Raw genomic sequence first — 24,333 nt, 5'->3', positions numbered from 1 at the left:
CCTAAGCGGCCAGCGCGGGCGCCGCCGCCACCGGCACCGGCATCAGGATCGACAGCGCCGTGCCGTTGCCCTTGCGGCCGTCGATCACCAGTTCCCCGCCGAGCGCGCCGATGCGTTCCTTGATGCTCTTCAAACCGTAGGAGGCGGCCTTGCCGTGGTCGCCCGGCTGGATGCCGACGCCGTTGTCGGCGATGACGACGGTGACCCAGCGCGCGTTCAGGTTCAGCGACACTTCGACCGCGCTGGCCTGGGCGTGGCGCACGATGTTCGACAGCGACTCCTGCACCACGCGGAAAATGGCCGCGGTCTGGCGGTTGTCCAGCGTGGCGTTGGCGCTGTCGTCGAGGATGATCAATTGGTAGCGGATGGCGCTGCGCCGCTCGAACTCCTTGAGCAGCCATTCGACGGCCGCGCACAGTCCCAGCTCCAGCGTGCTCGGGTGCAGGTCGTTGATGATCGTGCGCACCGACTTGATGGTCGCGTCGATGGTGTCGAGCACGCGCCCGACCTGCAGGTTCAGGCGCGGATGGGTGGCGCCGGTGCGCGCGTGCAGCATCGACACGTCGATTTTCAAGGCCATCAGGTTTTGCCCCAGGTCGTCGTGGATGTCGAGCGCGATGCGCTTGCGCTCCTCCTCCTTGATGGTTTGCTGGTGGTCCGACAGCTCGCGCAACTGTAGCAGCGACTGCTGCAGCGCCTCCTCGCCGCGGCGCCGGTCGGTGACGTCGACGCTCATGGCGATCAAAATCAGCGGCTTGCCGGCGGCGTCGAACAGCGGTTTCTTGAAACTTTGCACCAGGCGGTTTTCCCGCAACTGGGCGTTCCACACCAGTTCCTCGTCGACCAGCAGGCGGCCGCTGGCGAAGGCCGCCCGGTCGTTGGCGAGGAAACCCGCCATTTGTTCGGGCGGGAAGTAGGCCGCCTCGCCGTGGCGGTCGATGTCGGCGAAGCTGACGCCCCACTGCTGCTCGCACGCCTCGTTCATCAGCACGACGCGCGAGTCGGCGTTTTTCAAAAACAGCGCCAGCGGCATCATCGAGATGATTTCCCGCAGCCGCTCCTCGCTGTGCGCCAGCGCCTGCTGGGCCGCCTTGCGCACGTCGATCTCGGCGCGCAGCAGCAGGTTGGCGTCCTCCAGCTCGGCGGTGCGCAGCGCGATGCGGTTGCCCAGCTCGGCGTGCGCGGTGGCCAGCGCCTGCTCGGCCACCTTGCGCTCGGTGATGTCGGTCATCATCAACAGCGCGCCGCTGACCTCGCCGCGCTCGCCGCGCAGCAAGCGGCCGCGCACCATGGCCCAGGCGCTGGCGCCGTCGAAGCGCTGGTATTGCAGGTCGCGCAGGCTGACGTCGCCGTTGCGGCGCAGCGGACAGCAGCGCTGCAAGGCCGTTTCCGGCATGAAGTCGCTGAGGCGGTGGCCCAGCAGGTCGCCCATGGCGCAGCCCATCATGTCCGTCATGCGCCGGTTGGCGTAGACGATACGCAGGTCGGCGTCGGTCATCCAGATGCCTTCCTGGGTGGTGTCGACAATCTGGCGGTAGCGCGTTTCGCTGTGTTGCAGCAGGGCGTGGGCGGCCTCGCCCGACCGGGTCAGGCTGCGGATGCGCAGCAGCAGGTAGCCGATCAACGCCGCCATGGTCAGCAGCAGCAGCGCCAGGGCGTTGCGCGCGCGCAGTTCCTGCGCCGCCTCGGCGGTTTTTTGCCGGCGCAGCGTGGCGCGTTCGGTATCGATGGCGGCGTCGATCATGGCGCCGCTTTGCGCCAGGCGGGCGTCGGCCAGCGCCGGCGGGGGCGGTGCCGGCGCGCGCCGGCCGGCGTTGCGCGCGCCGTGGACGCGGTACAGCGCGGAACGGGTTTGTTCCAGCCACGACAGGCGTTCGTGGACGGCGTCGACCTGTCGGCTGGCGGCGCGCGCCAGCGCCATGTCGCGGCAGGTGGCGGCGCCCAGGGCGCTCAGCAGCGCCAGCCCGGCAACCACGCCGGCCAGGCGCCAGGTTTCAATCGACCATTTCCTCATCGGCACTTTATCGCTTTCCAATATCCGCCGCCGCGCAGGGCCGGGTAAACGGTATTGTAATGCCACTCTTGCCGCAATGTATTTATTTTTAGATAATATTCTCAACGCCGGGGCGCGCCCCCCCGGAGGCGGACCTGACGGTCCGACCCCGGCGCTTGGTCTTTGCTGGATGGGCGGCGTTGCCGGCCGGCTAACTGAACGGCATGCGCGTCAGCCGGTGTTGCGCAGGCCGGCGGCGACGCCGTTGATCGACAAGTGGATGCCGCGGTGGACCCGCTCGTCGGCCTGGCCCGCCTGGTTCGACAGCGCCCGGTGCCGCTTGATCAGCTCGACCTGCAAATGGTTCAGCGGGTCCAGGTAGGCGAAGCGGTTCATGATCGAGCGCGCCAGCAAGGGGTTGCCGGCGAGCCGCTCGGCGTTGCCGGTAATGAGTTCCAGGCAGGACAGCGTCAGCGCGTGCTCGTGCGTGATGCGTTTGAAGATGCGTTCGCGCAGCGCCGCGTCCGCTACCAGCTCGGCGTAGCGCGAGGCGATCGCCAGGTCGGTCTTGGCCAGCACCATGTCCATGTTCGACAGCAATGTGGCGAAGAACGGCCATTCGGCGTGCATGGCGCGCAGCGCGCCGAGCTTGTCGTCGCGCGAGGGCGTGGTGGCGGCGGCGTCGGCCTCGTCGAGCCAGGCGCTGATGGCGCTGCCGAAGCCGTACCAGCCCGGCAGCAGCAGGCGGCACTGGCCCCACGAGAAGCCCCACGGGATCGCCCGCAAGTCCTCGATGCGCTGGTTGGCCTTGCGCGAGGCCGGCCGCGAACCCAGGTTCAGTTCGGCGATTTCGGCGATCGGCGTGGCGGCGAAGAAGTAGTCGGTGAAGCCGGGCGTCTCGTACACCAGGTTGCGGTAGGCCTGGTAGGCGCGCTGCGACAGCGTCGCCATGACGGCCTCGAAGCGCGCCAGCTTGGCGCTGTGCGCCGCCTCCGCCGGGTGCGGCGTCAGGCTCGCCTCCAGCGTCGCGGCGACCAGCAACTCCAGGTTGCGGCGCCCGATCTCGGCGTTGGAGAACTTCGAGGCGATGATTTCGCCCTGCTCGGTCAGGCGGATCTGGCCGTTGACGGTGCCCGGCGGCTGCGCCAGGATCGCCTCGTAGCTCGGCCCGCCGCCGCGGCCGACCGTGCCGCCGCGGCCGTGGAATAGGCGCAGCTTGACGCCGGCCTTGTCGAACACCGTCACCAGCAGCGTTTCGGCCTTGTACAGCTCCCAGTTCGAGGTCAGGAAGCCGCCGTCCTTGTTCGAGTCGGAATAGCCCAGCATCACCTCCTGCAACTGGCCCTGCTTGGCGATCAGCTGCTTGACCTGCGGCAGCGCCATGACGCGGCCCATGATGTCGGCGGCGCGCTGCAGGTCGGGGATGGTCTCGAACAGCGGCACCACCATCAAGTCCAGTTCGCTCTCGCCGCTGGCCCGGTCCATGCGCAGCAGGCCGGTTTCCTTTTGCAGCAGCAGCACTTCGAGCAGGTCGGACACGGTTTCGGTGTGCGAGATGATGTAGTTGCGGATCGCCCGCGCGCCGTAGCGGGCGCGCACCTCGCGCGCCGCGCGCAGGATCGTCAGCTCGGAGTCGGTCTCGGCCGAGTAGGCGATATAGGGCGAGTACAGCAGGCGCGGCTGGGCCAGCTCGCCCAGCAGCAGGCGCTCCTTGGCGTCCTCGTCCAGCGCGGCGTAGTCCGGCTCGGCGCCGCCGCGGGCGAACAGCTCGGCGAGCACGCGCTCGTGCACGTCCGAGGTTTGGCGCATGTCCAGCGAGGCCAGGTGGAAGCCGAAGATGTCGGCGGCGCGCTTGAGCGTGGCCAGGCGCGGCTTGACCAGCGCGGCGCCGTGGTGCGCCTGCAGCGACTCGACCAGCACTTGCAGTTCGGCGGCGAAGGCGGCCGCGTCGGCGTAGGGCGCGGCCGGGCCGACCTCCTTGCGCAGGATGTTGGTGGCGCCCAGCGCGCGCGCGCTGGCGGCCAGGCGCGCGTAGATGCCGATCAGCGCGCGCCGGTACGGCTCGTCGCCGCGGTGCGGCGAGTGGTCGGGCGAGTGTTCGGCGAGCGCCTGCAGGGCCGGGCTGACGCCGACCATCAGCGTCGAGACCGACAGTTCGGCGCCCAGCGCGTGCACCTCGTCGAGGTAGAAGTCGAGGATGGTGGTGGCGTGGCGCGCCAGCGCGTGGCGCATGGTGCCGGCGTTGACGTTGGGGTTGCCGTCGCGGTCGCCGCCGATCCAGCTGCCCATCTGCACGTAGGGCGCGTCGATGCGCGCCGGGTCGGCGGCGCCGTGCGCGTGCGCCGCCGGGTACTGCTCGGCGATGTCGGCCTCGATGTCGTCGTACAGGCCGGGCAGCTCGCGCAGGAAGGTGATGCGGTAGTAGGACAGCGCGTTTTCGATCTCGTCGGCCACCGTCAGTTTCGAGTAGCGCAGCATGCGCGTCTGCCACAGCGTGGCCACGCGGGCGTGCAGCAATTGCATGTTGGCGCCGCGTTCCTTCGGCGTCAGCGGCAGGTCGCGCTCGGCCAGCAGGCGGGCGATGTCGTGCTCGGCGTCGAGGATGCTCTTGCGCTGCACCTCGGTCGGGTGGGCCGTCAGTACCGGCGCGATCAGCGCCTGGCGGAAGAAGGCGTCGACGGTGGCGCGGCTGACGCCGGCCCGTTTCAGCTTGCCCAGCGCGAAATTGACGCTGCCCTGTTGTACCGGCGAGCCGGCCAGCAGATGGGCGCGGCGGCGGCGGATGTGGTGCTGGTCCTCGGCGATGTTGGCCAGGTGCGAAAAATAGGAGAACGCGCGCACCACCGAAATGGTCTGCTCGCGGCTGAGTTGTTTCAGCATGCCGTCGAGTTCGGCGGCGGCGCCGGCGTCGGCCTCGCGGCGGAAGCGCACGGCGGTCTGGCGGATGGTCTCGACGACGGCGAACACGGCGTCGCCCTCCTGGTCGCGCAGCACGTCGCCGAGCAGGCGCCCGAGCAGGCGGATGTCCTCTTTCAACGGCGCGTCCTTGTCGGCGTCGCCGCGGGAGTCTGTTGTGCTAGCTTGTTTAACCATGTGTGATGAACCAAATAGGTGAGTGAGTGGTGCAAAAGGCTGGTGGCCACGCTCTGCAAAGGAGGGCGCATGATAAAATTTGTGATCTTAAACATGTGCACATGACTGGTGTCCGCCGGTTAGGGTTAACGACAGCGAAAGAACTTGTTTTGAAAGCATCCGAATTGACGCAGAATATTCCATCCAGACTGGTCATCGCCTCGCGCGAGAGCCGGCTCGCCATGTGGCAGGCCGAGCACGTGCGCGCGCGCTTGGCTTCATTATATCCGCAGTGCAGCGTGGAGATTCTCGGCATGACCACCCGCGGCGACCAGATCCTCGACCGCGCCCTGTCCAAGGTCGGCGGCAAGGGCTTGTTCGTCAAGGAGCTGGAGGTGGCGATGGCCGAGGGCCGCGCCGACCTGGCCGTGCACTCGCTCAAGGACGTGCCGATGGACCTGCCGCCCGGCTTCAGCCTGGCCGCCATCCTCGAGCGCGAAGACCCGCGCGACGCCTTCGTCTCGAACCACTACGCCGGCCTGGCCGAACTGCCGCCCGGCAGCGTGGTCGGCACCAGCAGCCTGCGGCGCCAGTCGCTGATCGCGGCGCGCTACCCGCAGCTGGTGATCAAGCCGCTGCGCGGCAACCTCGACACCCGCCTGGGCAAGCTCGACCGGGGTGAATACGCCGCCATCATCCTCGCCGCCGCCGGCCTGAAGCGGCTCGGCCTGCCGCAGCGCATCCGCGCGCTGCTCGAGCCGGAGCACAGCCTGCCGGCCGCCGGCCAGGGCGCGATGGCCATCGAGATCGCCGAACGCGGCGACGGCGTCGACCTGCAGCGCCTGCTGGCGCCGCTGAACCACCTGGCCACCGCGCAAGCCGTGACGGCCGAGCGCAAGGTCTCGAAGGTGTTCGGCGGCAGTTGCCAGGTGCCGCTGGCGGCCTACGCCACCGTCGACGGCGCCACCATGCGCCTGCGCGCGATGGTCGCCACGCCGGACGGCACGCGCGTGGCCAGCGCCGACGTCAGCGGCGCCGCGAACGCCCCCGAACTGCTCGGCGAGCAAGTGGCCGACTTGCTGCGCGGCCAGGACGCCGCCGCCATCCTGGCCTCGTGCGCGGTCGAGCCGGACCAGCACCCGGGCCAGGGCCGGCCGCCGCATGCCTGACGCGGTCGTCATCACGCGGCCGCTGGCGCAGGCCGGCGCGCTGGCCGCGCGCGTGGCCGCGCTGGGCCGCCCGGTCGAGCTGCTGCCGCTGCTGGAAATCCATCCGCTGGCCGACAGCGCGCCGCTGGCGCTGGCGCTGGCCGGCCTGGGCGACTACGCGATGGTGGCCTTCGTCTCGCCGAACGCCATCGACGCCGCCTTCGCCCACATCGCCCGCTGGCCGGCCGGCGTCACGCTGGCCGTGCTGGGCGAGGGCAGCCGCGCCGCGCTGGCCGCGCACGGCGTCACGCCGGCCTGCGCCGACATCGTCAGCCCGTTCGACACGGCCCACAGCGACTCCGAGCATTTGCTGCAATCGCTGGACCTGGCGCGCCTGCGCGGGCGGCGCGTGCTGATCGTGCGCGGCGAAAGCGGGCGCGAGCTGATCGCCGCCGGGCTGCGCCAGGCCGGCGCCGACGTCAGCGTGGTGGCGGCCTACCGGCGCAGCGTGCCGGCGCTGACGGCGGCGCTGGCGGCGACGCTGCGGCGCCTGCTGGCGCGCGGCAACGACTGGGTCATCACCAGCTCGGAGGCGCTGCGCGGCCTGGTCGGCTTGCTCGAGGCGCTCGAGCGCGCCGACGGCGGCGCCGCCGCCGCCGACGGCGCTGTTGCAAAAATGAAACAACAACATGTAATCGTCCCCCACGCCCGCATTGCACAAACGGCAAGCGAGCTGGGCTTTACCCGGATCACGCTGACAGGATCAGGCGACGAACGGGTGCTCGCCGCGTTACAATCACGACCATGAACGAATTGCCTACCCTACCCGAAACGAGCGCGCCCCCGGGCGCCGCCGCGAACGCCGGCGCCGCCGCGTCCGCCAGCAGCATGCCGGCGCGCGCGCCGGCCCTGCGCGACGCCCTGAAAAGACCGTTGACGATCGCCGTCATCACGCTGGCCGTGCTGCTGGCGGCGCAAAGCTGGTCGACCCACAAGCAGGTGCGCAACCTGCGCGAGGACGTCGCCCGGCGCCTGCAAAAGGGCGACGCCAGCAACGCCGACACCGGCACGCTGGCGCGCGCCGTGCAGGACGCCACCAAGGAGCTGCAAGCCAAGGTCGGCCTGCTGGAAAACCGCCAGAGCGAGGCGCAAAGCCAGCAACTGGCGCTGGAACAGCTGTACAACGACCTGTCGAAGAACCGCGACGAATGGGCCTTGGCCGAAATCGAGCAGGTGCTGTCGACCGCCAGCCAGCAGCTGCAACTGGCCGGCAACGTCGCCGGCGCGCTGATCGCGCTGCAAAACGCCGACCGCAGCCTGTCGCGCTCGGACAAGCCGCAATTCATCACGATCCGCCGCGCCATCGCCAAGGACACCGAAAAACTCAAGTCGCTGCCGAGCGTCGACTCGGTCGGCGTGGCGCTGCGCCTGGACGCGGCCATCGCCATGCTCGACGCGCTGCCGATGCTGGCCGACGAGACGCCTGCGCTGCCGGCGCCCAAGCCGGCCAAGGCCAAGGCCAAGCCGCCCGCGGCCAAGCCGGTCGCGGCCGGCGCCGCCGCGCCGGCGCCGGCGCCGGCCAATCCGCTGTGGCTGAAGGCGCAGGGCGTGTGGACCAGCTGGAGCAGCGAAATGTGGACCGACGTGCGCCAGCTGATCCGCCTGCGCAGCGTCGAGACGCCGGAGGCGCTGCTGCTGTCGCCGACGCAGGCGTACTTCCTGCGCGAAAACGTCAAGCTGCGCCTGCTCAACGCGCGCCTGGCGCTGCTATCGCGCAACGAGACGGCCTTCCGCAGCGACCTGATCGCGGCGCAGGACGCGCTGGTGAAGTACTTCGACACCCGCGCCCAGCCCACCCAGACCGCGCAGGCGCTGCTGCGGCAAGTGCAGGCAAGCAATCTCGCGATTGACATGCCGACCTTGTCCGAGAGCCTGAACGCGGTGCGCAACTACAAAGCGAAGCCTTAAGCCCCATGCGTCTATTTCTCTGGTTACTCGCCCTGATGGCCACCGCCATCGGCATCGCCGTGACGGCGCGCTTCAACCCCGGCAACGTGGTGCTGTTCTACCCGCCGTACCGGATGGACCTGTCGCTGAACTTCTTCCTGGTGCTGCAGGCGCTGCTGTTCGTGTTGCTGTACCTGGCGCTGCGGGCCTTCCGCGCCACCGTCAGGATGCCCGGCCGGGTCGCCGAATACCGCCTGCGCAAGCGCGAGCGCGACGCCAACAAGGGCTTGCGCGACGCCCTGAAGGCGCTGTTCGAGGGGCGTTTCGGGCACGCCGAAAAAGCCGCGCTGCGCGCCGGCGAGCTGCCCGAGAACGCCGGCCTGGCCGCGCTGATCGGCGCGCGCGCCGCGCACCGCATGCGCCAGGGCGAGCGGCGCGACCTGTGGCTGAGCAAGGTCGCCGGCGACGCCGCGCTGAAAACCGCGCGCCTGATGACGGTCACCGAATTGCTGGTCGACGAGCACCAGCCGGAGGCGGCGCTGGAGGCGGTACGCGAACTCAACGCCAGCGGCACGCGCCACATCCACGCGCTGCAATGGTCGCTCAAGGCGCACCAGCAAGCCAAGAACTGGCCGGAAGTGCTGCGCCTGGTGCGTTCGCTCGACAAGCACCGCGCGCTGCACCCGGCGCTGTCGTCGCGCCTGCGCGAGCTGGCCTACGACGACCTGCTGTCGGACCGCACCCACGACGCCGAATCGGTGATGCGGGTCTGGTCGAGCATTCCCGGCGTCGACCGGGTCAAGCCCTACGTCGCCTGCCGCGCCGCCACCGCCCTCAACTTGCGCGGCCTGCACGACGAGGCGCGCCTGGTGGCCGAGGAGGCGCTCGCCGCCAACTGGGACGAGCGCGTGGTGCGCGCCTACCGCGAGGCGGCGGCGCCGTCGGGCACGCCGGCGCTGCTGGCGCAGATCGAACATTGCGAGCGCTGGCTGCGGCAGCGCCCGGCCGACGCCGAACTGGCGCTGACGCTGGGCGCGCTGTGCCTGAAACAAAAACTCTGGGGCAAGGCCCAGCGCCACCTGGAACAGGCGCTGTCGGACGCCGGCGACGCGCGCATGGTGCGCGAAGCCCATCTGAAGCTGGCGCAGTTGCACGACGCGCTGCAACAGCCGGACGAGGCGGCGGCGCACTACCGCCAGTGCGCGCTGGCGACGATCCTGTAAGCGCGGTGCCGGACGGCCCGTTTTTCGCAAGAGAAACGGGCCGTTTTTCTTGCTGCGCCGCACAAACCGGCGCCGCTTCGTTATAATTACGCCGGTAAAAATTAATCATCTGCAAACCGAGGAAATTCCATGAGTCTGAACAAAGTGTCATCCGGGCGCGACCTGCCGAACGATTTCAACGTCATCATCGAAATTCCGATGAAGGCCGATCCGATCAAGTACGAAGTCGACAAGGAAAGCGGGGCCATTTTCGTCGACCGCTTCATGGGTACCGCGATGCACTACCCGTGCAACTACGGTTACGTGCCGAACACGCTGTCCGACGACGGCGACCCGGTTGATGTGCTGGTGGTCACGCCGTTCCCGCTGTTCCCGGGCGTGGTGGTGCGTTGCCGTCCCATCGGCGTGCTGAAAATGACCGACGAAGCCGGCGAAGACGCCAAAGTGCTGGCCGTGCCGGTCGACAAGGTACTGTCGATCTACAGCCACTGGCAGAAGCCGGAAGACTTGAACGAACTGCGCCTGCGCCAGATCCAGCATTTCTTTGAGCATTACAAGGATCTGGAAAAAGGCAAATGGGTCAAGATCGACGGCTGGTACGGCCCGGAAGACGCGAAAGCGGAAATCCTGAACGGCGTCGCGTCGTACAAGAAGCAGGAAGAAGCGGAAGCGGCCAAAGCGGCCAAGTAAGCGGCAGCCGCCGCCCGCACCGGCCCCGGGCCGGCGCGGACGCACCCGAAAACGCACTCCCGCGGTCACGCGGAGTGCGCTTTTTTTTGCGCCGTCCGCGCGTGCAAGCTCGCCTCCTCCTCCAAGCGCCCCCCGCACCGTCGGCGGGCCAATAGGGCCTATAGGGCCGGCCGGCCAAGGAACACGACTACATTGATGCCCTGGCAAGCCGCAATGGCATGTTGATTGGCACGCTCCATTCCATGCATAGCGCCGTCAATGGCACGGTTACCCTGATTGCCAGTTAGCATGCCTCCTGGAAGCCCAGCGTGTCGCCGGTTCCCGAGGCGGGCGCCTATTCCATGCTGCTCGCCAGGCTCGGCCTGGTCGGCTTGGCGTCGCGCCGCAAGCGCGACAAGCCGCGCTAGTCGGCGCGCAGGCGCCCGTCTGCGCCTGCCCTTTCCAGCCGTGAAAACGCGCGCCGGCGCTTGCCGCGGAGGGCGTTTTTTTATCCGCACCGGCACCTTGTACCTGGCGCCGGCCTACCGCGTCTACGCCGGCCGTAAGCGTCGAATAAGACCATTTTAGTAAATCTGCTGAGCCTGGTTTTGGGCGCGGCTTCCTTTTCTGCGCAGGCGTACGCCCCCGCGCTGGCCACGAGCTCGATGAACTTCAGCTATCAAATCATCGACCTGGACCTTAACGATGGCGTTACGCCCGAGATCCAGTTCTACAGGAGTTCGATGAACGGGCGCAGTGAGATCCAGTCGACCGGCCGGCTTGATTTCTCCTCGCTCGATCCGCACACAGGGGTGGAAATTTCCAGCGTTGCCGACACCATGGGCGGGGCCAGCAAGGCGGCAACGTGGGACTACATCTCCAGTTCGGCGACATCCCTGGTGCCAACGGAGTCTTATTATCAGCAGGGCTGTGCGTCGTACGTGGACTACGGGCAAAGGTTTCTCCTGTCGGCGAACACCCAGATTCTTTTAACCATCCCCGTGCACCTGAGCGCCAATTCGTACCCGGGCGTAGTGGCGGGAACGGCCTTAGCTCAAGCCGATATTTCCGGGGAGATTTGGGATACGTACGATCGCCAAGGCCCGATCCACAGTGGGGCTTTCAGAGAGTCGCTCATGACGTCGAACTTGAACCATGACGGGATGTTGCGGGGATCGCTGTACTCCCATGGAGACACGATATTTGGGGACTTCAAGATGCCCGTGTTTCCACCAGGTCTCACCTGCTAGGGCCAGTCACGATACCGGCGGTGCCGGAGCCGGGCACCCATGCCATGCTGCTCGCCGGCCTCGCGCTGGTAGGCGCGGTGTCGCGCCGCTAGCGCGCCGGCGTGTCAACGGCGATTGAATATTGATACAGTTTTGGCGCCCGCGGCGATTTAAAACTGACACACCTCCATCACCAGCACATGCTGGATTTCACTCTCTTTATCGCCCGTTCAGGCGGCCTTGTCGGCACGGACGCCCTGGACGATTCCAGCCTGCCGCTGGTGCTTGAGCCGGTAACTCTCGCCGGCGATCGGCACGATGTGCGCGTGATGCAGCAACCGGTCCAGTAGCGCCGCCGTCAGCGTCGCGTCCTGGGCAAAGGTGGCGTCCCATTGCCCGAACGGCAGGTTGCTCGTCACGATCAGGCTGCCTTTTTCGTACAGCGCCGCGATCACCTGGAAGAACAGGTTGGCCTGCTCGCGGTTCATCGGCAGGTAGCCGATTTCGTCGATGATGAGCAGGCGGTACGCCTTGATGGCCCGGTGCATCACCGTCTTCAAATTGTTTTGCGCGTGCGCCGTGCTCAAGGTCAGCAGCAAGTCGGCCGCCGTCATGAAGCGCGTCTTGATACCGGCCTGGGTGGCCTTGTAACCCAATGCCATCGCCAGGTGGGTCTTGCCCACGCCGCTGGGGCCGACCAGCACCACGTTTTCGTTGCGTTCGATGAAACCCAGTCCGGCCAGTTCCTCGATCTGGCTGCGCTTGACGCCCTTGGCGAACGCATAATTGAATTGATCTAGCGTCTTGATCGCCGGGAAGCCGGCAATGCGCGTCATCATGCTCTGTTTGCGCACCGTCCGTCCCGCCATTTCCTCCCGCAGCAGCCCCTCCAGGAAGTCGCTGTAGGCCATTTCGTCCTTGGCCGCCTGCTGGGCCGCCGCGCCGTAACCCTGCGCCACGAAGGGCAGCTTGAGCGCCTCGCACAGGTGGGCGATCCGTTCATGTTGCAAATTCATGCCGCCACTCCTTGCTGGACAGTCATCAGCAACTGCTCATAGACGGCCAGCGGGTGCTGCGCCGGCGCCGCTTCGGCGATCCGCTCGACGACGATGGCCGGCCGTGGCACGGGCGCCTCCGGCGCCGCCGCCTGTGGCCGGGCGGCGGCGATGTCGCCCCGCCACGGCGCCGCCAGCGCCTGCAAGTGCGGCACTTCCGTTGCCATCCGCGCGGCCGGTTTCTCCTGCGTCGTGCCGTGCACCCGCTCGTTGGCCACCTCGCGCAGCCAGCGCGCCACCTCGGCGTTGGCGGTGACGACATCGAGCTGCAAACCGCTCTGGCCAAGGCGGCTCGCCAGCGGCACGTAAAACGAACGCCGCAGGTAGCCGTTGAAACGCTCGACCTTGCCTTTGGTCTTGGCCCGGTACGGCTGGCACAGCTTGATGATGAAGCCGCTGTGCTTGGCAAAGTCGAGGAAGCCGGCGTGGTAGCGGTGCTGGCCTTCGCCGTACATGTCGCGCTCGATCACGACCGTCTTCATGTTGTCGTACAGGACCTTGCGCGGCACGCCGCCGAACGCGGCGAAGGCGCGCTCATGGCAACCGATCAGCGTGGCCACTTTCATGTCGCTGACGAACTCGACGTAGCTGGCGCGGCTGTAGCCCATCGTGGCGCAGAACGCGTGCAGCGGCGCGCCACCTTTGCGGAACTCGACCCAGTCCACCTGCAACTGCTCGCCCATCGCCGTCTCGAAACGCACCTCCGACTCGGCCGGCAACGCCGGCCGCAGGGAGCGCATGAAGGCGCGCAGCTGGCTCAGGCCTCCCTGGTAACCGCGCTCGACGATCTCGCGGTGCAACACGCTGGCCGGTATCCAGTTCGGCCGCGCCGCCGTCTGCCGCTCGCACAGGTAAGCCTCATGCGCCGCCAGCTTGGTGACCCGTTTGACTTTGCGTTCGTATTTCGGCACCGCCGTCAACGCCAGGTGCCGCCGCACCGTGTTCACCGCGCATCCCACCTCGGCGGCGATGCGCCGCAGACTCAACCCATGCTTGTTCAATAATTGGATTTCCACATACACCTCGTTGGGTTTCAAGGCTGCTCCGCAAAGCAGCCATCATCTCAAATCGGTGTATCAGTTTTCAATCGCTGCTGTGTATCAGTTTACAACCGCTGCTGACACGGCGCGCGCTAGGAGTCTGCGCGGCAGAAACTGATGCAATCGGAATGGGGACGAGGTAAACTTGTCGAATGACGACGAGCTACCTCCCCTACAATCAGCATCAACAGATGCTGCTTCCCCATGCTTTGCAAGACTGGCTCCCTGAGGGGCACCTGGCCTACTTCGTTAGCGACACTGTCGACTCGCTCGACCTGTCCGCCTTTCACGCGCGGTATGCAGGGGGCGGGTCCCGCAACCAGCCATTTAATCCGGCGATGATGGTCAAAATACTTGTGTACGGGTATGCAACCGGTGTGTTCTTATCACGCAAGCTGGCCCGAAAGCTGTACGAGGACGTGGCGTTGCGTATGCTCGCCGCTGACAACTATCCGGCGCACCGAACAATTTGCGATTTCCGCGCGATCCACTTGAAGGAACTGTCGGACCTGTTCGTACAGGTAGTGAAGATGGCGAAAGAGTGCGGCTTGGTCAAGCTTGGCACGATCGGTGTCGATGGCACCAAGATCAAGGCCAACGCATCGCGCCACAAAGCGATGAGCTACGACCGGATGCAAAAGGCCGAGCGTGAGCTCAAGGATCAAATCGACGCGTTGCTGGCCAGGGCCAGAGCGGCGGATGCCGCCGAAAAAAACGAGCCGGAACTCGATATCCCGGCGGAGATCGCAAGGCGCGAGGACCGCCTTGCCGTCATCCGCGCTGCCCGTGCGCGTCTTGAAGATCGCCAACGCCAGGCCGATATCGCGCGCGGCCGTAGCGATGACGAAGATGTGCCGCCCGAGGACTCTGGCAAGCCAAAGAAGAAGTCGCGTTTTAAATACAAGTTCGGCGAACCCAAGCCCGACGCCCAAGAGAATTTTACCGACCCGGAAAGCCGTATCATGAAGCGCGCCGGCGGCGGCTTCGACTATGCGTACAACGCCCAAGCTGCAGTCGACGAGAGCGCCCACATCATCGTGGCGGCCGAACTCGTCAATAGTGCGGCTGACAGTGGGCAACTGGCGTCGGTGCTCGCAGCGGTAAAGCGCAACGTCGGTGACGATGCCGAGCTGGTGCTCGCCGATGCAGGCTATCGCTCGGAAGCCATGTTCGAGCAACTACGCGCTCACCCGTCCGAACTGGTTGTGGCACTCGGACGCATCGGCAAGCAGGAAGCGGTAATCGATCCGAAAAAGCGGCCTTTGTGTGCCGCCATGGCAGACAAGTTCAGATCCGCGACGATCCAGGCGGCTTACCGAGAACGCAAGTGGATCTCGGAACCGCCCAACGCTTGGGTGAAAAGCGTACTCGGGTTCCGGCAATTTAGCATGCGAGGACTGGCGAAGGCTCAGGCCGAGTGGAAACTCGTCTGCACCGCGCTGAACCTGCGGCGCATGGCGAAAATGCTGTCCGCGTAAGACCTAAAAGGGCGAAAGTCCGTCCAATCCCCACCCTCCGGCTCCTATTTCATTCCACTTTCGAGTGCGAAAGTGAATCACCATCGACGCCGGCAAAGAAGCGCGTCACATGGTCAGCGCAAGAATTGTCTGCCGCGCAGACTCCTAGCGGTCGGCGCAAGGCGGACCCGTCCGCCTTCCTGTTCGCTCTTGAAAACGCAGCCGGGCGCTCGACGCGGGCTGCGTTTTTTTCGTGCCGATATTTTCCTTTCCCCTTCCGCAATAAAATTTTTCCCTTTGTATCGATTGCGGCGGAGGTGATTTTTTACTGTGGTATTTTGGCATCACAATTATTGTAAATACGTAAATATTTATGTATAATTAATATTGATTGGCGCCGATCTTCAGTCAACCGAAGCCACGCTTCAGTCCGGTTTTCAGTCGTGACGGCAGCGTGTAAAAAGCGCAGGAAAATGTTGGCAAGGTCGAAGCGGCGGTTGAATCGATACTGGGCCTCGGCCAGGTAAAGCCAGCCGTATTTATCGAAGTCGAAGACCTGATATGTCTCGCTGGTCGCCGTTTTCAGATTGCCGGGGATAGTGTTAATCCATTTGACACATGGCATTTTGTTGCTCTTGCGCGCTTTTCCGACCACCTGCGGCGCATGGCTTGCCCCGCGGATGTCACGCAGGTAAAGCAATTGAGGCCGTCGGAGATCACCACGCTGGCCGCGGCGAGGTGTTTGGTGGCCCATGCTTCGTGACGTCATCTTGGCCAAAAGTCTTGACCTTCGAGAATACCGCCAACATAGGACGTCCGTCTGCATTGGCTTGCACGGCCGCGATAAATGGCACCTTGTTTTGCCTGAAACTGCACCGCATTCATCGCCGCCATGATTTGCTCCCGCCGTTGAGAAAAACATGCTCATCATGTTGGATTGCCGGCAGGATACTTGGTTCAAATACGCTGAAGACCAGCGCTAGTCAATAATTTTAATGTATTAACAGTGTTATTAAGATAAAATTAGTATGTTAATGTCATTGTTGATTTTACTACCTTCGACGCCTATCAATATCGCTCAAATTGGGAAATTATGTTAAACAAGAAAAATGCCGCCAGTGCCGCTCTGCTGACCCTGGCCATGAGTGTCATGTCCGCATCCGCTCAAGCGGCCGGTGTCAACTACGCAAGTGCTTCGATCAGCGACTTCAGCTATCAATTGATTGACCTGAACCCGATAGATGGGATTGCGGCCAGCCTCACGTTCACAGCGTTTTCGAGCACGAGCAAGTCGGACCACTGGTATCACGGCGGCGGCGAAGTGAACACGCTATCCGGTTTCGGCAGCACGAAGGCTGAAGGCATCGGTGGGGCGAGCAACACGACGGTTACACAGTTCGGCGTGGCGAGCGAATCTCGTTCGACGGCGGTGCCGCTCGAATTTGAGTTCAACATGTCTTACTCGTCCACCAGTTATATCCAGCGGTTCACTCTGTCGGCCAACACCCTGGTTATTTTTTCCGGCACGGCAAACCATTTCACCGGTTACGTTCCGGAGTTGTACTCCAGCAGCGGGGCCACGACTAAGTTAATCGGTAGAGAAATAGGCGCCCGCTGGCCACACATTCCGGGATTCTCCAGTAGCCTAATCACCAAAGAGGCGGGACCCGAAAATATGGTTTTGCTGGGCTCGATGCAGTCTTTTGGAGCGACGATGTTTGGCGAAGTGGAAATGAGCGCCTCGACAGTCACACGCCGCATAACGCCGGTACCGGAACCGGAGACCTATGCGATGTTACTCGCCGGACTAGGCCTGGTAGCTGGCGCCTTGCGCCGCAAGCGCCGCGGCGCGCGGTAGGCGGCGAGCCGCCAATCTGATACGCCGGCCTGCCCCATGCGGGACGCGCCGATTACCATTTGAACAGGACGACAAGATAATTATGTTAGCCAAGAAAAAAAACACCACCACCAATCTGCTCGCTCTGGCATTAGCAGTCACTTCTTTTTCCGCTCAAGCGGACAATTTACTCAGCGCTACGGTTTCCATCGGCAATGTGAGCTACCAATTAATTGACATGAACCCGACGGACGGGATCGCACCCAGCCTGACGTTTTACGGACAAGGATTCAACGCGGACAGTTCGACGAGCCGGGGCAGTGTCAACCGCGACAGCTACTATGACTACTCACGCACGCACGGTGCTACTGGTGTCGATTCAATCGGGGGAAGCGCCGCCACCTTGGCGACGCCCACGACGTTTAGCGCCTCCTCCTCGGTGGCTTCCAATGCATATTCGAGTCATTTCACTTCAAATGCCAGGGGCGGACGGGACTTCGCGCTGTCGGCCGACACCCAGGTGATTTTTTTCGCGACAACCAGCCTTAGCGCGAGCAATTCGGGTACGACGGACTCGGCTTGGGCTAGAAGCGGTTTCTCAGCTTCCCTGTACACGAGCGGGCTGCCTACTCATAATTCCAGTTTTCTGGTCGAAGTGACAGCCAGGGATGCGCAAGACATCCATACCCAGATGGTCGGCGTGTTGCAATCTGCTCGCCGTGTCCAGTATGGCACGCTCACCATGACGGTGGAGACCGAGTCGGAGTGGCGCGTAGCTGTGCCTGTCTCGCTGGCGCCATCGATTTCAGCGGTGCCGGAGCCGGGAACGTACGCCATGCTGCTCGCCGGCCTCGGCCTGGTCGGCTTCGCGGCGCGCCGCAAGCGCGCCAACGCGCGCTAGCGCTCGGCGCAAGGCGGACCCGTCCGCCTTTGTGTTCGCTCTTGAAAATGCAGCCCGGCGCTCAACGCGGGCTGCATTTTTTTTCGCCGGTATTTTCCTTTCCCCTTCCGCAATAAAACTTTTCCCCTTGTATCGATTGCGGCGGAGGTGATTTTTTGGCATGGCCACCGCCGCCCAGGCCCACTGGTTCGACTCGCCGACGCGGATGCGCGGGGGCGTCCAGGCGGTTCCCGAACCGGCCGGCTACGCCATGCTTTTCGCCGGCCTCGGCCTGCTGGGTTTCACCGCCCGCCGGCGCCGTGGCGTTGCGCGATAGCGGCGCCGTCGATTATTACTTGAACAGCATAACCATGTTAGCCAATACAAAAACCATCGCCGCCAGCCTGCTGGGACTGGCCTTCGGATCCCTATCGCTTTCCGCCCAGGCGGCGGCCGGCGCCAGCGCCCGCGCCTCGATGGGCCAGTTCGGGTATCAATTAATTGACATGAACCCGACGGACGGGATCGCGCCCAGCATCACCTTCACCTCCTATTCAAGCGCCGGGGACAGTTGGGCCGACTCCGGCGACGGCCGCACGACATTGGGCGCCACCGGCGTGTTTGAGGAAAAGGGCAGCGCCAGCACCGAAGCGGCGCACGCCGGCACCGCAGCGCCGCCACGGCGGTGGTGCCCGATTACGATTTCAGCAGATTTGCCGCGAGTGTCGAGTACAGCCAGAAATTCACCCTGTCGGCGGACACGCTGGTTATTTTTTCGCCGCCTCCAGCCTGAGCGCCGTCTACGACCCGCTAACGAACGCGGCCCTGCCGTTGGCCTTCAATGAATTGAACGGGCGGCTTGACGCGGACCCCGCGGGTGGCGATCCCACCCGCGGTTTTTCTTTCGTGGACTACGTGAGCAGCGAGAGTTTGCCCAATTTCGGCTCGACCTTGGTGGGCACCCTGTTTTCTTCGCATCGCACCGCGTACGGCTCGGTCACTATGCGCTCGGACTGCTACGCCCGATGGGACGCCAACCTGCCGCCGGAACCGGAGCCGGGCGCCTATGCCATGCTGCTCGCCGGCCTGGGCCTGGTGGCTGCCGCGTCGCGCCGCCAGCGCGCCAGCCGGCCGGCATGATCTGCCACAAACTCCCGGCCGGCCGGGTGCGCGCCCGCTGGAACTAGCGCCGCCTGAATCGATCTGACTCCTATCGGACGGTTTCGTCCGTTCGACAGGGAGGCTGTAATGGTTTCGGTTTCTACACTGATGCAGTCGTGGTGGATATCCGCGCTGCGCGGCGCCATCGCGGTGTTCCTCGGCCTCTTCGCGCTGGCCATGCCCGGCGTGACCTTGATTTCCCTTATCGCCGTGTTCGCGGTGTACGCCACCCTGGCGGGCACGGTGGCGGTGGTGGGCGCGTTGCGCAACCGCAGGAGCGCCGGCGACTGGTGGATTTTGCTACTGCTGGGCATTGTCAGCATCGTCGCCGGCTTGCTGGCGGCGTTGCGCCCGGCCGTGACGGTGCTCGCCCTGGTGCTCGTCATCGGCGTCAACGCCCTGGTCTCCGGCGTGCTCGACATCGCGCTCGCGGTGCGGCTGCGCAAGAGCATCCGCGGCGAGTGGTTGTTGGTGCTCGGGGCGGTCACGTCCATCGTCTTCGGCTTGCTGATCGTCGCCTATCCGGGCGCCGGCGCGCTGGCCATGGTATGGATGATCGGCGCCTACGCGCTGCTCACCGGCACCTTGTACCTGGCGCTGGCCTACCGCGTCTACGCCGACCGGACGCGCGGGCCGGCGGCGGCGCCCCAGCCGCGCCAGCCCATACCCAGGCGGGAGCGCCGCGCCAGCGAGCGGCGCATGAGGTCGGCCGCCCACTAGCGCGCCGCCGGGCGTCAGCCCGGGCGCGCACGTCGGGCATCGTTTGAATACGGCCGGTGGCGACGCCGGCCGGACTGCGGAGGTGGGTATGGCAATGACGAAAATCGACAAACCGCATTGGCAGGAATACTTCGACCGGATGTCGAAACTACTACCGGGCAAAAACGCCGAACTGGAAGTCGACTCGCTGGAACTCGGCAGCCAGATCGAAGCCGAATGGGTTCCCGTGCTCGGCTTCGTCTACGATCCGGCCAGCGACATCCTGGCGATCATGGTGGACGGCCTCGACCACATGATCCGCCATCCGCAGGTGCTGTACATCGACATGCTGGGCAGCGAACTGATGAGCATGGAAGTGATCGACGCCGACCAGTTCCGCCACATCGTCAAATTGCGCGACCCGCTGCTGCTGCCGGCGCCACAATAAGCTCGCTACGGCACCGGTCCGCCCTGCCGGAACGGGTTGCGGTCGTTCAACTCGTCGATATAACTGTCGATGCCGCCGCTTTCGTGTTCGAGGAAGCGCTCGATGGCGTCGGCGAACGCCGGATGGGCCAGCCAGTGCGCCGACCAGGTCTTTTGCGGCAGGAAGCCGCGTGCCATCTTGTGCTCGCCCTGGGCGCCGCCTTCGAAGGTGGCGATGTTTTGCGCGATGCAAAATTCCAGCGGCTGGTAGTACGACGTCTCAAAGTGCAGGCAGGGCACGTGTTCGAGCGCGCCCCAATACCGGCCGAACAGCGTGTCCTCGCTGTGGATCACCAGCGAGGCGGCGATATCCCTGCCGTCGCGCTCGGCAATGACCAGCAAAATGTTCTGCGGCATCGCGCGGCCGATGCGCAGGAAAAAATCCAGGTTCAGATAGGGCGACGAGCGGTGCTCGGCGTAGGTGTTGGCATAGCAGCGGTGGAACAAGCGCCAGTCGGCCTCGCCGGCGTCGGCGCCGCGCACCTGGCGCATCGTCACGCCGGCTTCGCGCACCTTGCGCCGCTCGGCGCGGATGTTCTTGCGCTTCTTGTGCTCCAAGGTCGCCAGGAAGGCCTCGAAATCGCCGTAGCCCGGGTTCAGCCAGTGGAATTGCACGCCGCTGCGCAGCATGAAGCCGGCCCGCTGCAACTGCTGGGCCTGTTCCTCCGGTGGAAACAGCACATGGGTCGAGGACATGCCGGCCGCTTCCTGCTGCGCGCACAGCAGCCCGACCAGGGCGGCGCGGGCGGCCGGGTCGCGCGCCAGCAGGCGCGCGCCGGCCACCGGCGTGAAGGGGATCGCCGAGAGCAGCTTGGGGTAGTAGTCCAGGCCGTTGCGCTGATAGGCGTCGGCCCAGGCCCAGTCAAACACGTATTCCCCATACGAGTGCGACTTGACGTACAGCGGCATGGCCGCGGCCAGCACCTCGCCTTGCCACAGCGCCAGGTACTGCGGTTGCCAGCCGGCGTCGGGCGCGGCGCTGCCGGACTCGTGCAGCGCGTGCAAAAACGCGTAGGACAGGAAGGGATTGGCGTCCGGCTGCGTGGCCAGCAGCGCCGACCATGCCGATTCGCCAATTTCGGCCAGAGAAGAAACGATACCCGTGCGATAATCCATTTTTGTCGGTGTGCATTCACCAGCCATTGTCGGGCCGCTGTTCGCCCCCGGGACCCGTCCCGCTTTATTCAATCGAATTTACCACTATCGCCATCATGACAGTCAAAGTCGCAATCGCCCAAATGAACAGTACCGTCGGCGATCTGGCCGGCAACCGCGCCAAGATCGTCGACATGGCGCGCCGCGCCGTCGAGGCGGGCGCCGATATCGTGTTGACCCCGGAGTTGTCGCTGGTCGGCTACCCACCGGAAGACCTGCTGCTGCGCAGCGCATTCTACGCAAAAACCCAAGAGACGTTTGCCGCGCTGGCGCTGGACCTGGCCCAGTTCAAGGACTTGCACGTGGTGGTCGGCCTGCCGGTGATGGAGGAGGGCAGCGACAAGCGCTACAACGCCGCCGCCGTGCTGCTCAACGGCGAGGTGCTGGGCACCTACCGCAAGCACGATTTGCCAAATACCACGGTGTTCGACGAAAAACGCTACTTCACGTCGGCCGACCGGGCGCTGGTGTTCGCCGTCAAGGGCGTGCGCTTTGGCGTCAATATCTGCGAGGACACCTGGTTCGCCCACGCCCCGGCGCGCGCCAAGGAGGCCGGCGCGCAAGTGCTGCTGGTGCCGAACGGCTCGCCCTACCATATGAACAAGCAGCACCTGCGCTATGAAACCATGCGCCGGAACGTTTGCTCGCATGGCATGGCGCTGGTGTACGCCAACCTCGTCGGCGGCCAGGACGAACTCATTTTCGACGGCGACTCCTTCGTCATGGACCAGGACGGCACGATGTGCGCCCAGCTCAAGCATTTCGAAGAAGACTTGCAGGTGGTGAGTTTCGACGGCGCGCGGCCGCTGCCGTCGGCGCTGGCGCCGGCGCTCACTATCGAAGCCCAGGTCTACCAGGCGCTGGTGCTGGGCGTGCGCGACTACATCGGCAAGAACGGCTTCCCGGGCGTGCTGATCGGCATGTCGGGCGGCGTCGACTCGGCGCTGACGCTGGCCGTGGCGGTCGACGCGCTCGGCGCCGACCGGGTGCGCGCGGTGATGATGCCGTCGCCGTACACCGCCGATATCTCCTGGATCGATTCGCGCGACATGGTAAGCCGCCTTAACGTACGCTACGATGAAATCTCGATCAACGCGACCTTCGACGCCTTCCGCGCCTCGCTGGCGCAGGAATTCGCCGGCCTGGCCGAGGATGCGACCGAGGAAAACATCCAGGCGCGCATCCGCGGCACCATGTTGATGGCGCTGTCGAACAAGCACGGCAGCATCGTGCTAACAACCGGCAACAAGAGCGAGATGGCGGTTGGCTACTGCACGCTGTACGGCGACATGGCCGGCGGCTTCGCCGTGATCAAGGATATCGCCAAGACGCTGGTGTACCGCCTGTGCGCCTACCGCAACGGCGTGTCCGACGTGATTCCGCAGCGCATTTTGACGCGCGGACCATCGGCCGAGTTGCGCCCGGACCAGCTCGACCAGGATTCGCTGCCACCGTACGAGGTGTTGGACGCTATCATGCAAATGTATATGGAAGAGAATCGACCGATCACCGACATCATCGCGGCCGGCTATCCGCCGGCCGACGTGGCAAGGGTGACACGCCTGATCAAGATCAACGAATACAAGCGGCGCCAGTCGCCGGTGGGCATCCGGGTCACGCACCGCGGCTTTGGCCGCGACTGGCGCTACCCGATCACATCGAAATTCTACGAATAACCCCTTAAGGAGAGCAGCATGAAACAGATTACCGCCGTTATCAAACCGTTCAAGCTCGACGAAGTGCGCGAGGCCCTGGCCGAAGTCAACGTGACCGGCCTGACCGTTACCGAAGTGAAGGGTTTCGGCCGCCAGAAGGGGCATACCGAACTGTACCGTGGCGCCGAATACGTCGTCGACTTCCTGCCGAAGGTAAAGGTGGAAGTGGTCGTCGACGATGGCATGGCCGAGCAAGTGGTTGACGCCATCATCAAGGCCGCGCGCACCGGCAAGATCGGTGACGGCAAGATTTTCGTGCAGGATGTCGAGCAGGTGATCCGCATCCGCACCGGCGAAACCGGTCCGGACGCGGTCTAAGCGAGCCCGCTGCGCATGACAAACCACGGGCCTAACCCTGGGGCCAGGCCCCGGCTGTATGCCTGTCTGGTATGGTATGTCGCCGGCGCGCTGGCCGACACCGCCTATCGCCCCAGGCGCAGGTCGAATTTCCAGGTCAGCAGGCGCAGCACGGTAATCGCCGCCGCGCTGGTCCACAGCGCCACGTCGGCGGCCACGCCGAAGTGTTTTTGCGCCAGATAAAGCCAGCAGCCGATGAAGGCGCAAATCGCGTACGGCTTGCCGTCGCGCAGCACCATCGGCACCTCGTTGCAGACGATGTCGCGCAGCACCCCGCCGAATATCCCCGTAATCACCCCCATCATCGAGGCGATGAACAGCGGCATGCCCGCGCGCAGCGCCTCGGACACGCCGGCGATGGCGAACAGGCCCAGGCCGATGGCGTCGGCGATGACGATCAGGCGCTCCGAGACGATCTGCCGCAGCGTGCGCACCAGCGGCGCGGCGACCAGGGCCAGCACGAAGGTGAGGATGGCGTATTCCTGGTGCGCGACCCAGAACAGCGGCCGCTTGTCGAGCAGGATGTCGCGCAGCGTGCCGCCGCCGAAGGCGGTGATGAAGGCCACCGTAAACACGCCGACCACGTCCATCCGCTTGCGCCGCGCTTCGATGAAGCCGGACAGGGCGCCGACCAGGATGGCGATCACTTCGATGGCGCGAATCAGCGAGCCGGGGGGCAGGGAGGGGGGCATCATAGCGGCAAAGGGACGTAACGATAATGTCCGTAGGTTAACATGGCACGGCCCCGAACGGGGCCGCGTTGTGTTGCCTTCTTGAACTTATCGGGCGCGGCAGGGGGTCAGTGCGCTACCGCCGAGGCGGCGCGCGCGTTGCCCCACAGGCCCAGGACGCCCACCGGCAGCAGTAGCACCCATTGCGGCAGGGCAAGCAGCATGGCTGGGCCGGCGTAGGCCAGGTCCACCACGATAAACACCGCGCCAAATCCCAGCCACATCGACGACACCATCGTGACCATGCTGCGCAGCGAGGCGTTCTTGCTGCGCGCGGCGGCGAAGAACGACACCGCGGACAGGGTCAAGGCAACGCTGACCAAGTGCCAACCCGCGTACAGCAGCAACGCCACTTCGCGGGGAAGGCTGGACTGCATCAGGGGTGTTTCAATTTCGGCCGTACCGACGAAAGTGTGAAGCGCCGCGGTCAATGCGGCAAGCAGCGCGGTAACAAACAGTGTCCGATTCATGGTGTGTTC

At 65.1% G+C, this 24,333-nt stretch carries 25 protein-coding genes and 1 pseudogene; 18 read left to right on the top strand and 8 right to left on the bottom strand.

Features of this window, described 5'->3' with window-relative positions; all coding sequences use genetic code 11:
* Position 1: 1 nt before the first annotated feature.
* Entirely contained in the window at positions 2-2,035 is a 2,034-nt protein-coding gene (locus JANGC3_RS30800; protein WP_017876618.1) for a PAS domain-containing sensor histidine kinase, read from the bottom strand.
* Positions 2,036-2,224: 189 nt separating this feature from the next.
* The gene (ppc, locus tag JANGC3_RS0111395) at positions 2,225-5,086 is read right to left on the bottom strand and encodes a phosphoenolpyruvate carboxylase (RefSeq protein ID WP_017876617.1); all 2,862 of its coding nucleotides are present in this window, start codon (positions 5,084-5,086) and stop codon (positions 2,225-2,227) included.
* A 149-nt stretch (positions 5,087-5,235) separates the two neighbouring features.
* Here ppc and hemC point away from each other — a divergent pair, with 149 nt between their 5' ends.
* The 8 genes from hemC to JANGC3_RS33710 all read left to right on the top strand — a co-directional run bounded on the left by hemC (position 5,236) and on the right by JANGC3_RS33710 (position 11,394).
* Complete coding sequence (hemC, locus tag JANGC3_RS0111390) at positions 5,236-6,234, top strand: hydroxymethylbilane synthase (protein WP_026132856.1); 999 nt, start codon at positions 5,236-5,238, stop codon at positions 6,232-6,234.
* Positions 6,227-7,021, top strand: coding sequence for a uroporphyrinogen-III synthase (locus JANGC3_RS0111385; protein ID WP_017876615.1), 795 nt, complete (start codon positions 6,227-6,229; stop codon positions 7,019-7,021). Before hemC ends, JANGC3_RS0111385 begins: the two co-directional genes overlap by 8 nt.
* A complete protein-coding gene (locus JANGC3_RS0111380; protein ID WP_017876614.1) occupies positions 7,018-8,181 on the top strand; it encodes a uroporphyrinogen-III C-methyltransferase in 1,164 nt (387 codons plus the stop codon). The genes JANGC3_RS0111385 and JANGC3_RS0111380 overlap by 4 nt, the downstream gene beginning before the upstream one ends.
* A gap of 5 nt (positions 8,182-8,186) precedes the next feature.
* On the top strand, positions 8,187-9,383 hold the full coding sequence (locus JANGC3_RS0111375; protein WP_081611829.1) for a heme biosynthesis protein HemY: 1,197 nt from the start codon (positions 8,187-8,189) through the stop codon (positions 9,381-9,383).
* Positions 9,384-9,512: 129 nt separating this feature from the next.
* A complete protein-coding gene (gene ppa, locus JANGC3_RS0111370) occupies positions 9,513-10,073 on the top strand; it encodes an inorganic diphosphatase (RefSeq protein ID WP_017876612.1) in 561 nt (186 codons plus the stop codon).
* 308 nt (positions 10,074-10,381) lie between these two features.
* Positions 10,382-10,480, top strand: coding sequence for a PEP-CTERM sorting domain-containing protein (locus tag JANGC3_RS32625; protein ID WP_017876611.1), 99 nt, complete (start codon positions 10,382-10,384; stop codon positions 10,478-10,480).
* 237 nt (positions 10,481-10,717) lie between these two features.
* Complete coding sequence (locus JANGC3_RS0111360) at positions 10,718-11,302, top strand: hypothetical protein (RefSeq protein ID WP_157406573.1); 585 nt, start codon at positions 10,718-10,720, stop codon at positions 11,300-11,302.
* A gap of 20 nt (positions 11,303-11,322) precedes the next feature.
* Complete coding sequence (locus tag JANGC3_RS33710) at positions 11,323-11,394, top strand: PEP-CTERM sorting domain-containing protein (RefSeq protein WP_269746269.1); 72 nt, start codon at positions 11,323-11,325, stop codon at positions 11,392-11,394.
* A 117-nt stretch (positions 11,395-11,511) separates the two neighbouring features.
* Here the strand turns inward: JANGC3_RS33710 and istB are convergent, their stop codons facing one another.
* Together istB and istA are read right to left on the bottom strand one after the other, a co-directional pair.
* Entirely contained in the window at positions 11,512-12,297 is a 786-nt protein-coding gene (gene istB / locus JANGC3_RS0111355) for an IS21-like element helper ATPase IstB (RefSeq protein WP_017876609.1), read from the bottom strand.
* The gene (istA, locus tag JANGC3_RS0111350) at positions 12,294-13,373 is read right to left on the bottom strand and encodes an IS21 family transposase (protein ID WP_017876608.1); all 1,080 of its coding nucleotides are present in this window, start codon (positions 13,371-13,373) and stop codon (positions 12,294-12,296) included. Before istA ends, istB begins: the two co-directional genes overlap by 4 nt.
* 155 nt (positions 13,374-13,528) lie before the next feature.
* On the opposite strand from istA, the gene JANGC3_RS0111345 reads away from it, so the two are divergent.
* Entirely contained in the window at positions 13,529-14,854 is a 1,326-nt protein-coding gene (locus JANGC3_RS0111345; RefSeq protein ID WP_017876607.1) for an IS1182 family transposase, read from the top strand.
* A gap of 304 nt (positions 14,855-15,158) precedes the next feature.
* On the opposite strand, the gene JANGC3_RS32615 is transcribed toward JANGC3_RS0111345, so the two are convergent.
* The gene (locus JANGC3_RS32615; RefSeq protein WP_157406572.1) at positions 15,159-15,587 is read right to left on the bottom strand and encodes a transposase; all 429 of its coding nucleotides are present in this window, start codon (positions 15,585-15,587) and stop codon (positions 15,159-15,161) included.
* Between the two features lie 339 nt (positions 15,588-15,926).
* Between JANGC3_RS32615 and JANGC3_RS33705 the strand changes: the two genes are divergently transcribed.
* The 7 genes and pseudogenes from JANGC3_RS33705 (at position 15,927) to JANGC3_RS0111315 (ending at position 19,858) form a co-directional block, all read left to right on the top strand.
* Positions 15,927-16,691, top strand: a complete 765-nt coding sequence (locus JANGC3_RS33705) for a PEP-CTERM sorting domain-containing protein (RefSeq protein WP_017876606.1) — start codon at positions 15,927-15,929, stop codon at positions 16,689-16,691.
* An 82-nt stretch (positions 16,692-16,773) separates the two neighbouring features.
* Positions 16,774-17,571 (top strand): PEP-CTERM sorting domain-containing protein, encoded by a 798-nt coding sequence (locus tag JANGC3_RS33700; RefSeq protein WP_017876605.1) that lies wholly within the window; start codon positions 16,774-16,776, stop codon positions 17,569-17,571.
* A 223-nt stretch (positions 17,572-17,794) separates the two neighbouring features.
* Positions 17,795-17,887, top strand: a pseudogene (locus JANGC3_RS34325) (PEP-CTERM sorting domain-containing protein); the annotation flags it as partial.
* Positions 17,888-17,921: 34 nt separating this feature from the next.
* Complete coding sequence (locus JANGC3_RS32600) at positions 17,922-18,395, top strand: hypothetical protein (RefSeq protein WP_157406571.1); 474 nt, start codon at positions 17,922-17,924, stop codon at positions 18,393-18,395.
* Positions 18,382-18,690 (top strand): PEP-CTERM sorting domain-containing protein, encoded by a 309-nt coding sequence (locus tag JANGC3_RS33255; protein WP_198292019.1) that lies wholly within the window; start codon positions 18,382-18,384, stop codon positions 18,688-18,690. Before JANGC3_RS32600 ends, JANGC3_RS33255 begins: the two co-directional genes overlap by 14 nt.
* A 108-nt stretch (positions 18,691-18,798) precedes the next feature.
* A complete protein-coding gene (locus JANGC3_RS0111320; protein ID WP_035787634.1) occupies positions 18,799-19,431 on the top strand; it encodes an HdeD family acid-resistance protein in 633 nt (210 codons plus the stop codon).
* A gap of 88 nt (positions 19,432-19,519) precedes the next feature.
* The gene (locus JANGC3_RS0111315) at positions 19,520-19,858 is read left to right on the top strand and encodes a DUF5335 domain-containing protein (protein WP_035788577.1); all 339 of its coding nucleotides are present in this window, start codon (positions 19,520-19,522) and stop codon (positions 19,856-19,858) included.
* A gap of 5 nt (positions 19,859-19,863) precedes the next feature.
* Here the strand turns inward: JANGC3_RS0111315 and JANGC3_RS0111310 are convergent, their stop codons facing one another.
* The gene (locus tag JANGC3_RS0111310) at positions 19,864-21,012 is read right to left on the bottom strand and encodes a GNAT family N-acetyltransferase (RefSeq protein WP_017876600.1); all 1,149 of its coding nucleotides are present in this window, start codon (positions 21,010-21,012) and stop codon (positions 19,864-19,866) included.
* A 95-nt stretch (positions 21,013-21,107) separates the two neighbouring features.
* Between JANGC3_RS0111310 and JANGC3_RS0111305 the strand changes: the two genes are divergently transcribed.
* Positions 21,108-22,727: an NAD+ synthase gene (locus JANGC3_RS0111305; RefSeq protein WP_017876599.1), complete on the top strand. Its 1,620-nt coding sequence runs from the start codon at positions 21,108-21,110 to the stop codon at positions 22,725-22,727.
* 18 nt (positions 22,728-22,745) lie between these two features.
* Positions 22,746-23,084, top strand: a complete 339-nt coding sequence (locus tag JANGC3_RS0111300) for a P-II family nitrogen regulator (RefSeq protein ID WP_017876598.1) — start codon at positions 22,746-22,748, stop codon at positions 23,082-23,084.
* Between the two features lie 104 nt (positions 23,085-23,188).
* On the opposite strand, the gene JANGC3_RS0111295 is transcribed toward JANGC3_RS0111300, so the two are convergent.
* Entirely contained in the window at positions 23,189-23,818 is a 630-nt protein-coding gene (locus tag JANGC3_RS0111295) for a trimeric intracellular cation channel family protein (protein ID WP_017876597.1), read from the bottom strand.
* A gap of 104 nt (positions 23,819-23,922) precedes the next feature.
* Positions 23,923-24,324: a hypothetical protein gene (locus JANGC3_RS0111290; RefSeq protein WP_026132855.1), complete on the bottom strand. Its 402-nt coding sequence runs from the start codon at positions 24,322-24,324 to the stop codon at positions 23,923-23,925.
* Between the last annotated feature and the right edge of the window lie 9 nt (positions 24,325-24,333).

This window comes from Janthinobacterium sp. CG3 (genome assembly GCF_000344615.1).
Classification (GTDB): Bacteria; Pseudomonadota; Gammaproteobacteria; order Burkholderiales; family Burkholderiaceae_D; genus Janthinobacterium.
This window is presented reverse-complemented; position numbering and strand designations above follow the sequence as displayed.